Source organism: Streptomyces sp. V3I8 (assembly GCF_030817535.1).
GTDB lineage: Bacteria > Actinomycetota > Actinomycetes > Streptomycetales > Streptomycetaceae > Streptomyces.
Window position 1 is genome coordinate 1748091 of the sequence record NZ_JAUSZL010000002.1, and the last position, 14118, is coordinate 1762208.

Here is a 14118-nt window from a genome sequence, read left to right on the forward strand (position 1 = left end):
CGATCTCCTTCCCGCGCCACCCCAACTAGGCTCTTGCGCATGGATATTCTGGGAGCCACGCTGCGCGTCTGCGTCGACGACCTGGAGACTGCGGTCCCCTTCTACGAGAGACTCGCCGGCGGTCCGGCACAGCGCTTCGAGCGCGGCGGGGTGTCCGTCGCCGCCGTCGGCTGCTTCCTGCTGATGAGCGGCCCGGAGGCCGAACTGGAGGTGCTGCGCAAGGTGTCGGCGACCATCGCGGTGAAGGATGTCGACGAGGTCGACCGGGTCCTCACCGAATCGGGCGCCCACGTCCTGGCGGGCCCGGTCGCGACGCCCGCCGGACGCAACCTGATCGCGATGCACCCGGACGGTTACGTGTACGAGTACGTGGACCGCCGCACGAGGTAGCGGGCCGGCCGCACGGGTCAGCCGGCGGCACCGGCGCCGGGCGGCCGCATCCGGAAGTCGTAGCGTCCGGGCAGGGGGTCGTCGGTGATCCGGGACCACAGCTCCCCGATCGCCTCGGCCCCCTCGCGCAGGTCGGCCACCTCGAAGCCGGCGTCGAAGACGGCACGCGCCGCGGCCCGGTCGCCCTCGGCGAGCAGCAGCCGCGCCTCGATCAGCCGGAACCGGCCGCGTTCGCGGGTCGCCGGGCGCAGCCGCTCCCACACGGACCGCGCGTCGGCGGTGCGGCGCGCCGCGAGCAGCGCGCCGATCGCCTCGCGCCCCAGTGCCGCGGTGGCCGCCGTCCAGCTCTCGCCGTCGTCGCGCCGCTCCTGGCACAGGTCGTCGAAGGCGTCCAGGTACCGGTCGGCGGCCCGTTCGTGGTGGCCCGACTCCTGGTCGGCGACGGCCAGGCAGCGCAGCAGCGGCCAGCGCGAGGGCGCCAGTTCCAGACCGCGTTCCCAGCTGCGCACGGCCTGGGCCAGGTCGCCCGCGTGCCACTGGGCGACGCCGAGGTGGTACTCGGTGAGCGGCTGCGCGGGCGCGGTCTCCAGCATGTCCCGCCAGTGCGGGGCGACCAGCGTCCCGCCGGGCGGACCGGCCCGGCGCGACTCGGGGAAGCAGCCGGATTCGAGCAGCCGCAGCCAGGGCTGCTGGGCGTCGCCGAGCGTGGACGCGTCGAAGGGCGTGCCGGGCAGCTTGTGGGCGGCCCGGAGCACTTCGAGCGCGCCCCAGCCGGAGCCGGTGGCCAGCACCTCACCGGGTTCGGTGTCGGCGGCGGCCCGCCAGCGCTCGTACGCCGTCCCGAACTCCGCTCGCGGCAGCGCCCGTTCCAGCCGGTCCCCGACCGCGGTGCGCGCGGCGGCCCAGTCGTCCCCGTGCACCAGCGGGGCGTCGGCGTCCAGCGGACCGTACGCCTCCAGCCACGCCACCTCGCTCCCCGCGTCGAGGCGTACGTGCTCCAGCTGGGTGCGGGCGAGGCCCGCCTGGATCTCGCAGTAGCCGCCGGTGCCGGGCTCGGTGAGCCACTCCTGCCAGCGGCGTCCGCCGGTACCGGAGCCCCACACGAAGAGTTTGCGTCCGCGCAGCACGTCGGTGGACGTCTGCACCAGGCCCCGCCCGCTCCCGTCCAGGGCGGCGATCCAGCGCCGCTGCCCGTCGGGCACCTCGTAGAAGTAGTCGGCCGGGTGCTCGCCGCGCGGCGGATACGTGCGGTCGACGCCCTCGTGCACCGGGACGGGCACCCGGCGCAGCCGCCGCTCGTACCCGAAGTGCCAGGCCTCCTCGGCGGGCGCGAGGACCCTGCACTCCTGCGGGACGGCGGTGTTGGACCACCAGTACAGCGGCGCGGCCCTCTCGTGCGGATTGCGGACGCGTACGCCGGCGTACAGGAAGTCGGAGTCCTCCGGCAGCCACAGGTCGACCTGGAAGGGCAGGTCGCGCAGCCGTTCCCACTCCCACAGGCGCAGCATCCGCGTACCGTCGGGCGCGGTGACACGGGCGGCGTGCAGGGGCGCGCAGGCGAGGGCCGAGTGGCCGGTGGCGCCGATGTTCCACTCGATGCCGCCGGAGAACCAGGCGCCGTTGAGCGCGAAGTCGGCGGGCTGCAGCACCGGGTTGCGGTAGAGGAGTTCACGGTCGGACGGCTTGTGGAACAGGGAGACGACCCGGCCGCCGAAGCCGGGCAGCACGGTCGCGCGCAGCCGGTCGTTCTCCAGGACGATCGTCTCGACCTCGCGGGGTGCGCGGTCCCTGCCGTATCCGTCCCGGACACGTTCGGGCAGGAGGCTGTGCAGCGGCTCGTACGCGATCTGGCGGGCCATGTCGCGGGGCAGGCCCTCGCGGTCCCGCTCGTCCACGTGGTGGGTCCGGGCGAGGGGGCGCAGCGGGGGCAGGGGGTTGGCGGGACCGGGTTCCGCGACCGGAAGCGTCAGTACGTCACGTCGGATGGTCGTCACGCCGACCATGGAACAGGGTGAACGACGAGTCGACCAGGGGCTCTTCCGGTCAGGATCACGCAAAGGCGGCGACGACGACGTCGGCCAGCAGGGCGCCGGCGGTGCCGTCGGGGTCCAGGTCGGGGTCGTAGATGGTGACGTTGAAGCCGGCGCAGTGCGGCGAGCGCACCAACGGCCGCAGCAGCGCAATCAGTTCGTCGGGCAGCAGTCCGTGGGGGTCGGGGCTGTCGACGGCGGGCATCACGGACGGGTCGAGCACGTCGGCGTCCAGGTGCACCCAGAAACCGTCCAGGTCCGGTACGTCGAAGGCCTGGGCGGTGGCCCGCGCGAGGGCGTCGGCGCCCCACTCGCGGAGGTCGCCGACGGTCACCGTGGGGATCTTCAGGGCGGTCAGCTCGGCCCGGTCGTCCTCGAAGGCGTCGCGGATCCCGAAGAACCGTACGTCCTCGTCCCGCAGATAGGGCTTCAGCCCCTCCAGGTCGGTCAGGTCGTCCTGGCCGCGTCCGGTGGCCAGGGCCACCTCCTCGCCGCCCGCCGCGCCGATCCGGTCGGAGTTGCCCGGGTGACGGAAGTCGTGCGAGGCGTCGACGGCCACGAGCCCGTAGCGTCCGATGCGGCGCAGGGCGAGACACGCGCCGAGCTGGATGGAGCAGTCGCCGCCGAGGACGACGGGCAGTTCCCCGGCCCGTACGTGCCCCTCGACGCGGTCGGCGAGCGTGCGGGTGTAGGCGGCGAGCGCGGTCGCGTTGAAGACGCCGTCGCCCTCCTGCCAGTCGCCCCGGTCGTAGCGCGGCGGGACCACCACCCCGCCCTCCAGTGCGCCGAGCCGCCGCACGATCCGCTGCTCGCGCAGGGCGCCGGCGAGCTTGTAGCAGCCGGGCACCGTGCCCGGGGCGGGCGGGCGCAGCCCGAGGTTGGAGGGTGCGTCCAGGACGACGAGGTGGCGCGGAGCACTCATGTGCGCACCATATCGGCGGTGAGCGCCCAGCGTTCGTGGTCCCGCCAGGCTCCGTCGATGTGCAGGAACGCGGGCGAGAAGCCCTCCAGCCGGAAGCCGCGGCGGCGGGCCAGCGCGATCGAGGCGGCGTTGTCCGGCTGGACGTTGATCTCCAGCCGGTGCAGGCCGAGCGGGCCGAACGCGTACCCCACGACCAGGCCGAGCCCCTCGCTCATGAGCCCGCGGCCGGCCGCGTGCGCGAAGGCGCCGTATCCGAGCGCCCCGCACAGGAAGGCGCCCCCGACGATGTTGTTGATGTTGATGAACCCGGCGATCCGCCCGGCGCCCTCCGCCCCGTCCCCGTCCTTCTCGCAGACGAGGAACCCGGCCTTCGCCGGATCGTCGATCAGTTGCCCCGCGTACGAGGCGTAGGCGGCCGGGGTGGTGGGCGGGAAGAGCCACGGCCGGTGCAGCGCCGTGCTCTCCCGTGCCCGCGCGGTGAACTCGGCGCCGTCCTCCCGGGTGAAGTGGCGCAGGCCCACGCGGGGGCCCTCGGCGAGATACGAGGTGGTACCGGACATCCCGCCACGGTACGCGGCCCGCCGGGACGCTGTCCTGCCGCTTCCGCCCGGCGGAGCCCGGCCCGGCACCGCGCAGGAGCCATGGGGCGCGGCCGGGGGCGAGGAACGCGGTCACCGCGACGTCCTCGGGTCTCCGGGACGCCCCGGGCGCTCCCAGGGCCGGAGCCGTCCGGGGCAGGCCCCGCACAGCGCGCCGGTCGCCGCGGTGGCGAGCAGGGCCGGCGCGGCGACGGCCACCGGGCCGGGCGTCAGCGGCCGCCCGCCGCCGGCCCCCGTGCCGTCGCCACCGCTGCGCGGACTCCTCGGACCCATGCGTCCAGGACGAGCCCGGGGACGGGGGTCCCGCGGGGAGCGGCCCGTCCGGAACCCCGCGTGTCAGGCCAGTGCCGGCGCCTCCAGCGTCAGCGTCCCCGCCCCCGCGTCCAGCTCCGCCGCCACCCCGAACGGGATGGTCGGTGCCCCCTCGGCGTGCCCGAAGCCGAATTCCTCGGCGATCGGTACGCCGAGTCCGCCGAGCCGGTCGAGGACCAGGTCCCGCACCCGTTCGTAGGGACCGCACCGCTCCCAGGAGCCGAGCAGGATCCCGGCGACGCCGTCGAACCAGCCGGCGCGCAGGAGCTGGGTGAGGTGGCGGTCCAGGCGGTACGGCTCCTCGCCCACGTCCTCCAGGCAGAGCAGGCCGCCGCGCGCGCAGAGCCGGGCGTGCGGGGTGCCGAGCTCGGCGGCGAGCAGGCTCAGGCAGCCGCCGAGGAGGACGCCCGTGGCCCGGCCCGGGACCAGGGCCCGTCCGGTGGCCGACGTGACGGTCCGCACCGACTCCGGCGCGAAGAGGGTCGCCCGCAGGTGGTCCTGCGCGCGGGCGTTCTTGATGAAGTCGATGCCCGCGGCCATCGGCCCGTGCAGCGTCACGAGTCCGAGCCGGGTCGCGAAGGCCTCGTGCAGGGCCGTGATGTCGCTGAAGCCGAGGAACACCTTGGGTCCCGCGGCCCGCAGGGCGTCCCAGTCGAGCAGGTCCGCCATGCGCTGCGCGCCGTAGCCGCCGCGGGCGCAGAACACCGCGTCCACGGACGGGTCGCACCAGGCCGCCCCGAGGTCCGCCGCCCGGTCCGCGTCCGTGCCGGCCAGGTACGCGAACCGCCCGTGCCGGTCCAGGACATGGGGCGCCACCACGGGGTCCAGGTCCCAGCCGCGCAGGATGTCCAGGCCCGCCTGCAGCCGTTCCTCGGGCACCGGCCCGCTGGGCGCGACGACGGCGACCCGGGCCCCGGCGACGAGGCGCCGGGGCCTGGTGAGCTCTCTCACCGTTGCCTCACCGTTCCCTCACCACTGCCTCACTTGCTCAGCTCCAGTGCCGGGATGCCGGGCGGGTTCAGGCCGAACACCTGGGCGTACAGGCCGAGTTCGGCCTCCAGGACCCGTACCGTCGTGTCGGCCCGGCGGAAGCCGTGCCCCTCGCCCTCGAAGGCGATGTACGCGTGCGGCACGGGCCGCGCCCGCTCCTCCAGCCTCGCCAGGAAGCGCTCGCACTGGGCCGGCGGGCAGATGACGTCGTCGAGGCCCTGGAGCAGCAGGAAGGGCACGGAGACCTGGTCGGCGTGCTCGGTGGGCGACCGCTCCGCGTACCGGCCGGGCACCTCGGCGAGCGGTCCGACCAGGCTCTCCAGGTACTGGGACTCGAAGTCGTGGGTCTCGCCCTCGCCCCAGCCCAGCAGGTCGAGTACGGGGTAGAGGATCGTCCCGCACGCGTACACGTCCGTGCTCACGAGCGAGGCGGCCGAGGTCCAGCCGCCGGCGCTGCCGCCCCGCACGGCCAGCCGGTCGCGGTCGGCGGTGCCCTCCTCGGCGAGGGCGAGGGCGACGGCCGCGCAGTCCTCCACGTCCACCACACCCCACTGCTCGCGCAGCCGGTTGCGGTACTCCCGCCCGTACCCGGTGGACCCGCCGTAGTTGACCTCGGCGACCCCGATGCCGCGCGAGGTGAAGTACGCGATCTCCAGGTCGAGGACGAGCGGGGACCGGCTGGTGGGGCCGCCGTGCGCCCACACGACGTACGGCGGGAGCGCGCCGCCGGGGGCCACGTGGCCGGGGTGGTGGGGCGGGTAGACGTGCGCGTGGACCTCGCGTCCGGCGGGCCCGGTGAACGTACGGATCTGCGGTTCCGGGTAGTGGCTGGGGTCCACCGGGTCGTTGTGCGCGGCCCCCACGACGCGGGCCCGTCCGGTGCGGGCGTCCAGTTCCACCACCTCGTACGCGCTGCGCGGGCTGGCGGCGACGGTGACGACGCGGCTGCCGTCGACGGCGAGGGTCGCCTCGTACTCGCTCCAGGGACCGGCCGCGTCGACGACCTCGCCGCTCTCCGGGTCGAGGATGCCGAGCGCGGTGGCGCCCCGGCCGTGCACGACGGCGATCAGGCCGCTGTCGAGCGGCGCGAACCAGCGCCGGCCGATCGTCCACAGCGGCCCGCCGAACTCCTCCTCACGCGGGCACAGCGCCGCACCGTCGCGGTAGAGGTTCCACCAGCCGGTGCGGTCGCTGGAATAGAGCAGGGACCCGTCCCGGCCCCACTCGGCCTGGGCGACGGACTCGTCCGGTCCGCCCGCGGCCCTCCGGGGCTCCCCCAGCGTTCCGTCGTCGGCCACGTCGGCCACCAGCAGCTCGGTGCCGTCCCACGGCATCCGCGGGTGGTCCCAGGCCAGCCAGGCCGCCCGCCGTCCGTCGGGCGAGACCCGCGGCCCGGTGACGAACCGGTTCCGGTCGTCGGTGAGTTCGCGCACCGCGGACCGGTCCCCGGCGGCCGAGCCGTCCAGCGGCACCGCGGCGACGAGCCGCCGCACGTCGCCGGGGCCCTCGCCGGTGAACTCCTCCAGGACGCACCAGACCTCGTCCCGGTCCAGCCGCACCTGCGGGTCGGCCCAGCGCAGTCCGCCGCCCACGGACGACACGGGGGTGAGGGGGCGCGGTCCGCCGGCGGGGTCGGCGGGGTCGAACGCGTACAGCCGCTGGTCGGCGAAGTTCACGAACACCACCACCGGGCCCCCGTCGCCGACCGCGCCGGCCCAGGGCTGTCCGCCGTACTCGATGACGCGGCTGCGGACGTTCCACGGGGCGGGCAGCACCTGCTCCTCCGCCCCGTCGGGCCGGCGGCGCACCAGCGTGCGGCGGCCGTCCTCGGCGGGCCGTGGCTCGGTCCACCACGCCTCGTCGCCGACGAAACCGACGTGGTCCGGGTGCCCGTCGTGCGCGGCGGCGAGCGCCGCGTCGATGGGCGAGGGCCAGGAACCGTAGGCCAGCGTCTGCACTGTGTCCCCCATCTTCATCCCCTAGGCCGTGCGCAGGAAGCGGTCGAGTACCCGGACGCCGAAGTGCAGTGCCTCCACGGGCACCCGCTCGTCGACGCCGTGGAAGAGTGCCTGGTAGTCGAAGCCCGGCGGGAGCTTCAGCGGTGCGAACCCGTAGCCCGTGATCCCCAGGCGCGAGAACTGCTTGGCGTCCGTGCCGCCCGACATGCAGTACGGCACGACGTTCCCCTCGGGCGCGAACTCCTCCACGGCGGCCCGCATCCGGGCGTACGTCGTCGAGTCCAGCGGCGCCTGCAGGGCGACCTCGCGGTGGACGAACTCCCAGTCCACGTCCGGCCCGGTCAGCTCGTCGAGGGTGGCCCGGAACTCGTCCTCGGTACCGGCCAGGAAGCGTCCGTCGACCTGCGCGACGGCCTCCCCGGGGATCACGTTGACCTTGTACCCGGCGTCCAGCATGGTCGGGTTGGCGCTGTTGCGGACCGTGGCCTCGACGAGGGAGGCGGCGGGCCCGAGCCCGCGCAGCAGCCCGTCGACGCCGTCGGGGGTGTCGAGGTCGGCCTCGACGCCGTACAGCGCGGCGAGTTCGGTGAGCGCGGCGCGGACCGTCGGGGTGAGCCGGACGGGCCACTCGTGGGCGCCGATGCGTGCGACCGCGGCGGCGAGGCGGGTCACCGCGTTGGACCGGTTCACCTTGGAGCCGTGGCCGGCCCGGCCCCGGGCGGTCAGCTTCAGCCAGCCGGTGCCGCGTTCGCCGGCCGCGAGCGGGTACAGCTGGCGGCCCGCGCCGTCGTGGAAGGTGAACGCCCCGGACTCGCTGATGCCCTCGGTACAGCCCTCGAAGAGCCCCGGGTGCCGGTCCGCGAGGAAGCCCGAACCGTCGGCGGCGCTCGCCTCCTCGTCCGCGGTGAACGCGATCACCAGGTCACGGCGGGGGCGTACGCCTGCGCGTGCCCACTGCCGGACGACCGCGAGGATCATCGCGTCCATGTTCTTCATGTCGACCGCGCCGCGCCCCCAGACGACCCCGTCGCGGACCTCGCCGGAGAACGGGTGGACGCTCCAGTCCTGCGCCTGCGCCGGTACGACGTCCAGGTGACCGTGGACGAGGAGCGCGTCGGCGGACGGGTCGGTGCCCTCCAGGCGCGCAACGACGTTCGTACGCCCCTCGGTGCGCTCCAGGAGGGTCGGCTCCAGCCCCGCCTCGGCGAGCCGCGCGGCCGCGTACTCGGCGGCCGGACGTTCCCGGCAGTCGCCGCCGCCCCGGTTGGTCGTGTCGATCCGGATGAGGTCGGAGGTGAACCGGACGACCTCGTCCAGGGCCCGTTCGTCGACGGACCGCTCCTCGGTCGGGCTCAGGCCGGCCGTGCTCGGGCCGGCCGCACTCATGTCAGCCATAGGTCTCCTCCACGGCAGCCGAGGCGATCGTGGTGACCGCCTTGAAGGTCCGGATGCCCTCGTACATCGTGGCGCTGGTGTACGCCACCTTCCGTTCCCCGGTGCGCCCGACGCCCGGGACGACCGTGACCGCCGCCGAGAGGTGCTCGGCGTCGAACTCCAGCTCCACGGTGTGGGGGCCCTCCCGGGCGGGCTCGTGCCGCACCGCGAGCCGCGCCGCCTCCTCGGCCGCCGAGCGGATGTCCGCGGCGGTACGGGCCGGGGTGCGGCACACGGCCGCGTACCGCGAGACGTGGTCCTTGACGGCGACCTTCAGCGCCCCGGGCGCGTAGCCGAGCGCGTCCTCGCAGGCCACGTCGTCCCCGGTGACCAGGACGACGGGGACCCCGTACTCGGCGACGACGCGTGCGTTGAGCAGTCCCTCGCTGGCCCGCACGCCGTCCACCCACACGCCGGTGATCGAGTTGGCGAGGTAGGTGTGGGCGAGGACGCCCTCCATGCCCGCTCCGGCGTGGTAGCCGACGAAGGCGATGCCGTCGACGTCCCCGTGCTGCACCCCCTCCACCATGGAGAGTGATTTGTGCCGCCCGGTCAGCATCTGGGCCCGTTCGTCCAGTTGCTCCAGGAGGAGGTTGCGCATGGTCCAGTGGGCCTCGTTGACGAGGACCTCGTCGGCGCCGCCGTCGAGGAAACCGCGGACCGCGGCGTTCACGTCCGAGGTGAACATCGAGCGGCACCGCTCCCACTGCGGTGTGCCCGGCAGCACGTCGGCCGGCCAGGTCACCCCGGTGGCGCCCTCCATGTCGGCGCTGATGAGGATCTTTACCATGCTCCAGTTGTATCGCAGTCGCGTGGCGGTCCACAGGGCCAGGGGTCAGCGGGCGCGGCCCACCGAGACCCGCACCCGGCCGTCGGCGTACTCCTCGTCGACCCTGATCGTGGTCCCGGAGTCGGCGTCGTGGCTCGATCCGTGGGGCGCGGCGCCGTGGCGGTAGGTGCCCATGAGGTCGTCGAAGACCGGAACCGCGGGACGGGACGGGACCGTCGTGCGCACCCCGCCGAGGCGGAGGACGAGCGGGGCGGTGCGGCGCAGCCCGAAGGGGGCGTCGTAGGACTGCAGGCGGTTGCGGAGCACCGCTCCGGAGGCGGTCCGCGCGGGTTCGGCGTGGGCGTCGACCGGCAGGATCAGACCGTGACCCCCGTGTGCCTGGGTCCTGTTGTCCCGGTATGCGGTGTCCCAGTACCAGATCAGGACGCCGCTCTCGTAGTGCAGCCGCTCCTTGAGCCTGGGCCTGCCGGGGGTCCCGCCCAGGTGGAAGGGGGCGGACCGGAGGTACGCGTCCTCGCCGGTGTACTGCCTGTTCTCGACGATGTAGTGGCGCGCGTTCCGGTCCTTGTCGGGCGGGAGGTTCACCAGGAGCGCTTCCGGGCCCGGGGTGGCGGAGCCGGCCGACAGCGGATTGAGGGTGACCGTGGCGGCGGCCCCCGCCTCCACGGTCGCGTGGTCGAGCCAGCCGAGCCGCAGTTTGGCCCAGGCGCCCAGGTCACCGGGGTACGCCGCCAGTTCGCTCTCCGACGACAGGAGCGAGCCCTGTGCCATGAGGGACCAGAAGCCGGTGGAGTTCTCGGCGCCCGAGGTGTCGTACAGGTCGGGCAGACCCAGGTCGTGGCCGTACTCGTGGGCGAGGGTGCCCAGGCCCCGGTTCTCGTTGGTCATGGTGTAGTCGTTCACCCGGACACCCGAGTCGCCCACCTCGCTGCCGCCGTCGCGGTCGCCGTCGGCCGGCCCCCGTGTGCCGGCCCCGGCCTGCAGGTCGCCGACGGTGCCGCGGTGGGAGCCGATCGCGTCGGAGCCGTTGACTCCCCCGCCGTTGACCTGCGACTCCCCCGCGAACATCAGCATCACGCGGTCCAGGTAGCCGTCGGGTTCGCCGAAGACGCCGTCCCGGTCGTGGTCGTGGCGGTCCCACTTGTCGTACGTGGACAGGTACGTGGCCAGGGAGGCGGCGGTCCGGCCGGTGGCGCGCTGGTCCTCGTACCACTGGTTCAGCCCGTCGGTGACGAGCCGCCGGTTGCAGTGGTACGTCGGGACCGGTTTGCCGTCCTTCCTGCAGGCGTCGGTGCCGTAGTACGCGAGGGGCCGGTCCACGCGGGTCCAGTCGTGGACGGTGCCGGTGATCGTGTAGGCGCCGCCGGACTGTCTGCGCAGGTACGACGCGAGGGTGTCGGCCGGGCCACCGCCCGGGGCGCCGGCCGTGCCGAAGATCTGCCGCTGGTAGTAGGCCCGGCTGTAGTCCGCGGTCCACACCGTGGAGTTGTCGGTGCGGCGGTCGGGCGCGGGGATCCGGTTGTGGGTGTGGTCGGCGAACTCCACCGGCAGCACGAAGACCTTGTCCTCGGGGTTCCTGGTCGGGCGCGGGTCCGCCGTTGCTGGTGGCGCGGTTCCCCGCGCCCCTGGAAGATCGCGCGGGGAACCGCGCCCCTGAGTGTGTGCCGCCGCAGCAAAGGCGTCCGGGGCGGGTACGGCGAGGGCGACGGCGACGGCGGCCACCGCCCCGCGGATGCGCATGCTCACCGTGCGGGCTCCTGGGGCTGCGGGGCTTCTGGGGCGCCCTCAGGAGAGCACGGGGGCGTGGGCGGGGCCGGTTGCCGGGCAGCGTGTCGCCGCCGGGGTCACCCGGCCGCCCACAGTCCCCGTACGTGCCCGAGGTGGCGGGTCATGACGGCGCGTACCGCCTCCTCGTCGCGGGCCACCAGCGCGTCGAGGATCTCCAGGTGCTCCTCGGCGGAGGACTCCAGGCGGCCCGCCTCGACGAGGGCCTGCAGCCCGTAGAGCCGGGAGCGCTTGCGGAGGTCACCGACGACCTCGACCAGGTGCGCGTTGCCCGCGAGGGCGAGCAGGCCGAGGTGGAAGCGGACGTCCGCCTCGACGTACGCGATGAGGTCACCGGCCGCGGCGGCCGTGACGATCTCCCGCGCGACGGGGCGCAGCGCCTCCAGCGCGGCGGGGTCGGCGGAGCGGGCGAGCCCCGCGGTGGTGGGGATCTCGACGAGCGAGCGGATGTGGGTGTACTCGTCGAGCTGCTGCTCGGAGACGGCGGTGACCCGGAAGCCCTTGTTGGGCACGGTGTCGAGCAGGCCCTCCTTGGCGAGGTCGAGCAGGGCCTCGCGGACGGGGGTGGCGGAGACGCCGAAGCGGGCGGCGAGGGCCGGCGCGGAGTGCACCTCGCCCGGCCGCAGCTCCCCCGCGACGAGGGCGGCCCGCAGGGCGTCCGCCACGCGCTCACGGTAGCTGGGCTTCTTGCCGCCCAGCGGGGGCAGGGCGGGGGCACGGGTGCGCTGGGCGGCCATCGGACGATCTCCTCGAAGGGGGCGGTACGGGCGACTGCGCAGTCTTCCAGGCGCGCAGGGCCCCTTGGGGGCCCGGGGAACCGTTCAGGGGCGCGGGGAACCGCGCGATCGCCGAGGCGCGCGGAACACGCACGGGGGGCTACAGGACGAACCCCGCCGGGAACGGGTCACTCGGATCGAGCAGGTACTGGGCGGTCCCCGTCACCCACGCCCGCCCGGTGAAGCTGGGCAGGACGGCCGGGATCCCGGCCACCTCGGTGGTGCCGTGCAGACGCCCGGTGAAGTGCGTGCCGATGAACGACTCGTTCAAGAACTCGGTCTCCAGCGGAAGCTCACCACGCGCGTGCAACTGCGCCATGCGCGCACTGGTGCCCGTGCCGCAGGGCGAGCGGTCGAACCACCCCGGGTGGATGGCCATCGCGTGCCGCGAGTGCCGGGCCGTCGAACCGGGTGCGACCAGGTGCACGTGGTGGCACCCGCGGATGGAGGGGTCCTCCGGATGGACGGGCTCCCCCTCGGCGTTGACGGCGTCCATCAGGGAGAGACCGGCGGCGAGGATGTCGTCCTTGCGGGCCCGGTCGAAGGGCAGGTCGAACTGCTCCAGCGGCAGGATGGCGTAGAAGTTCCCGCCGTACGCGAGGTCGTAGGTCACCGTCCGCCCGTCGGCGAGCCGGATCTTCCGGTCGAGGGCAACGACGAAGGACGGCACGTTCCTGAGCGTGACCGACCGGGCGGCCCCGTCCCTGACCTCGACCTCGGCGACGACGGGTCCGGCCGGGGTGTCGAGCCGGATGGTCGTCACCGGTTCGACGACCTCGACCATGCCGGTCTCCACGAGGACGGTCGCGACCCCGATGGTCCCGTGCCCGCACATCGGCAGGTAGCCCGACACCTCGATGTAGATGACGCCGTAGTCGCAGTCGGGCCGGGTGGACGGCTGCAGGACCGCGCCGCTCATCGCCGAGTGGCCGCGCGGCTCGTTCATCAGCAACTGTTTGATGTCGTCGCGGTGTTCACGGAAATACAGTCGCCGCTCGTTCATGGTCGCGCCGGGGACCGTGCCGATACCGCCGGTGATCACGCGGGTCGGCATGCCCTCGGTGTGCGAGTCGACGGCGTGCAGGACCAGTGTGCTGCGCATGACTCTGTCTCCCTCGAACCCGGTCTCCGGCTCAGACGAGCCCGGCCGCCACGGCCTTCTCGGTGGCGGCCCGGACGGCGGCCTCCTGGTCGGCCCGCAGCGGCACCCGCGGCGGGCGCACCGGACCGCCGTACCGGCCGACGACGTCCATCGACAGTTTGATCGCCTGGACGAACTCGACCCGGGAGTCCCAGCGCAGCAGCGGGTGCAGCTGCCGGTACAGGGGCAGCGCGGTGTCGAGGTCGCCGCGCACGGCGGCGCGGTACAGCTCGACGGACGCCGCGGGCAGCGCGTTCGGGTAGCCGGCGACCCAGCCCTTGGCGCCGGCCACCGCCAGCTCCAGCAGGACGTCGTCGGCGCCGACCAACAGATCCAGTTCGGGAGCGAGTTCGGCGATGCGGTAGGCGCGGCGCACGTCGCCGGAGAACTCCTTGACGCCCTGGACGTACCCTTCGCCGTGCAGCTGGGCCAGCAGCTCCGGCACCAGGTCGACCTTGGTGTCGATCGGGTTGTTGTACGCGACGATCGGCAGGCCGGCCTTCGCGACCTCGGCGTAGTGGGCCAGGACCGAGCGCTCGTCGGCCCGGTAGGCGTTCGGGGGCAGCAGCATCACGGAGGCGCAGCCCGCGTCGCGTGCCTGCTCGGCCCAGCGCCGGGCCTCGGCGGAGCCGTACGCGGCGACGCCGGGCATCACGCGCGAACCGCCGATCGCCGCCACGGCCGTCTCCACGACCCTGGCGCGCTCCTCGGGGGTCAGCACCTGGTACTCGCCGAGCGAGCCGTTCGGAACGACGCCGTCGCAGCCGTTCCCGACGAGCCACGCGCAGTGGTCGGCGTAGGCGTCGTGGTCGACGGAGAGGTCGGCCCTGAGCGGAAGCGCGGTGGCGACGAGGACACCGCGCCAGGGGCGGTTCCCGGTCCCGGCGTCGGTGTCGGTCTTGATCTGGGTCTGGGTCTGGGTCCGGGTCTTGTCGATGGCGTCGGTCATGAGGATTCCCGTCCGGTCCGTAGGGCGTACAGGTCAGGCGTA

Annotated in this window: 13 protein-coding genes; 1 reads left to right on the forward strand and 12 read right to left on the reverse strand. The window is 74.2% G+C overall.

The window, feature by feature from the left end:
• Window positions 1-39: 39 nt before the first annotated feature.
• Window positions 40-390, forward strand: coding sequence for a VOC family protein (locus QFZ75_RS07685; RefSeq protein ID WP_307534942.1), 351 nt, complete (start codon window positions 40-42; stop codon window positions 388-390).
• 17 nt (window positions 391-407) lie between these two features.
• Here the strand turns inward: QFZ75_RS07685 and QFZ75_RS07690 are convergent, their stop codons facing one another.
• The 12 genes from QFZ75_RS07690 to QFZ75_RS07745 all read right to left on the reverse strand — a co-directional run bounded on the left by QFZ75_RS07690 (window position 408) and on the right by QFZ75_RS07745 (window position 14076).
• Window positions 408-2393 (reverse strand): DUF5107 domain-containing protein, encoded by a 1986-nt coding sequence (locus tag QFZ75_RS07690; protein WP_307534944.1) that lies wholly within the window; start codon window positions 2391-2393, stop codon window positions 408-410.
• 46 nt (window positions 2394-2439) lie between these two features.
• Window positions 2440-3342, reverse strand: coding sequence for an arginase family protein (locus QFZ75_RS07695; RefSeq protein WP_307534946.1), 903 nt, complete (start codon window positions 3340-3342; stop codon window positions 2440-2442).
• Window positions 3339-3902: a GNAT family N-acetyltransferase gene (locus QFZ75_RS07700; RefSeq protein WP_307534948.1), complete on the reverse strand. Its 564-nt coding sequence runs from the start codon at window positions 3900-3902 to the stop codon at window positions 3339-3341. Before QFZ75_RS07700 ends, QFZ75_RS07695 begins: the two co-directional genes overlap by 4 nt.
• Before the next feature lie 111 nt (window positions 3903-4013).
• The gene (locus tag QFZ75_RS07705) at window positions 4014-4214 is read right to left on the reverse strand and encodes a hypothetical protein (protein WP_307534950.1); all 201 of its coding nucleotides are present in this window, start codon (window positions 4212-4214) and stop codon (window positions 4014-4016) included.
• A gap of 63 nt (window positions 4215-4277) precedes the next feature.
• Entirely contained in the window at window positions 4278-5204 is a 927-nt protein-coding gene (locus tag QFZ75_RS07710; RefSeq protein ID WP_307534951.1) for an LD-carboxypeptidase, read from the reverse strand.
• 29 nt (window positions 5205-5233) lie between these two features.
• Window positions 5234-7213 (reverse strand): prolyl oligopeptidase family serine peptidase, encoded by a 1980-nt coding sequence (locus QFZ75_RS07715; RefSeq protein WP_307534952.1) that lies wholly within the window; start codon window positions 7211-7213, stop codon window positions 5234-5236.
• A gap of 9 nt (window positions 7214-7222) precedes the next feature.
• Window positions 7223-8596 carry a M20/M25/M40 family metallo-hydrolase gene (locus QFZ75_RS07720; RefSeq protein WP_307534954.1) on the reverse strand — a complete coding sequence of 458 codons (1374 nt, stop codon included), beginning with the start codon at window positions 8594-8596 and terminating at the stop codon, window positions 7223-7225.
• A complete protein-coding gene (locus tag QFZ75_RS07725; protein WP_307534956.1) occupies window positions 8589-9425 on the reverse strand; it encodes a M55 family metallopeptidase in 837 nt (278 codons plus the stop codon). The genes QFZ75_RS07720 and QFZ75_RS07725 overlap by 8 nt, the downstream gene beginning before the upstream one ends.
• Before the next feature lie 45 nt (window positions 9426-9470).
• Window positions 9471-11165 carry an immune inhibitor A domain-containing protein gene (locus tag QFZ75_RS07730; RefSeq protein ID WP_307544283.1) on the reverse strand — a complete coding sequence of 565 codons (1695 nt, stop codon included), beginning with the start codon at window positions 11163-11165 and terminating at the stop codon, window positions 9471-9473.
• A gap of 104 nt (window positions 11166-11269) precedes the next feature.
• Window positions 11270-11947 (reverse strand): GntR family transcriptional regulator, encoded by a 678-nt coding sequence (locus QFZ75_RS07735; RefSeq protein WP_307534958.1) that lies wholly within the window; start codon window positions 11945-11947, stop codon window positions 11270-11272.
• Between the two features lie 139 nt (window positions 11948-12086).
• Window positions 12087-13088 (reverse strand): proline racemase family protein, encoded by a 1002-nt coding sequence (locus QFZ75_RS07740; protein WP_307534960.1) that lies wholly within the window; start codon window positions 13086-13088, stop codon window positions 12087-12089.
• 31 nt (window positions 13089-13119) lie between these two features.
• On the reverse strand, window positions 13120-14076 hold the full coding sequence (locus QFZ75_RS07745) for a dihydrodipicolinate synthase family protein (RefSeq protein WP_307534962.1): 957 nt from the start codon (window positions 14074-14076) through the stop codon (window positions 13120-13122).
• Window positions 14077-14118: the final 42 nt, after the last annotated feature.

Coding starts and splice junctions, on each gene's coding strand:
- QFZ75_RS07700 (WP_307534948.1), bottom strand. CDS start 3,902: ATGTCCGGTACCACCTCGTATCTCGCCGAGGGCCCCCGCGTGGGCCTG.
- QFZ75_RS07695 (WP_307534946.1), bottom strand. CDS start 3,342: ATGAGTGCTCCGCGCCACCTCGTCGTCCTGGACGCACCCTCCAACCTC.
- QFZ75_RS07730 (WP_307544283.1), bottom strand. CDS start 11,165: ATGCGCATCCGCGGGGCGGTGGCCGCCGTCGCCGTCGCCCTCGCCGTA.
- QFZ75_RS07690 (WP_307534944.1), bottom strand. CDS start 2,393: ATGGTCGGCGTGACGACCATCCGACGTGACGTACTGACGCTTCCGGTC.
- QFZ75_RS07705 (WP_307534950.1), bottom strand. CDS start 4,214: ATGGGTCCGAGGAGTCCGCGCAGCGGTGGCGACGGCACGGGGGCCGGC.
- QFZ75_RS07725 (WP_307534956.1), bottom strand. CDS start 9,425: ATGGTAAAGATCCTCATCAGCGCCGACATGGAGGGCGCCACCGGGGTG.
- QFZ75_RS07735 (WP_307534958.1), bottom strand. CDS start 11,947: ATGGCCGCCCAGCGCACCCGTGCCCCCGCCCTGCCCCCGCTGGGCGGC.
- QFZ75_RS07685 (WP_307534942.1), top strand. CDS start 40: ATGGATATTCTGGGAGCCACGCTGCGCGTCTGCGTCGACGACCTGGAG.
- QFZ75_RS07720 (WP_307534954.1), bottom strand. CDS start 8,596: ATGGCTGACATGAGTGCGGCCGGCCCGAGCACGGCCGGCCTGAGCCCG.
- QFZ75_RS07715 (WP_307534952.1), bottom strand. CDS start 7,213: ATGGGGGACACAGTGCAGACGCTGGCCTACGGTTCCTGGCCCTCGCCC.
- QFZ75_RS07740 (WP_307534960.1), bottom strand. CDS start 13,088: ATGCGCAGCACACTGGTCCTGCACGCCGTCGACTCGCACACCGAGGGC.
- QFZ75_RS07745 (WP_307534962.1), bottom strand. CDS start 14,076: ATGACCGACGCCATCGACAAGACCCGGACCCAGACCCAGACCCAGATC.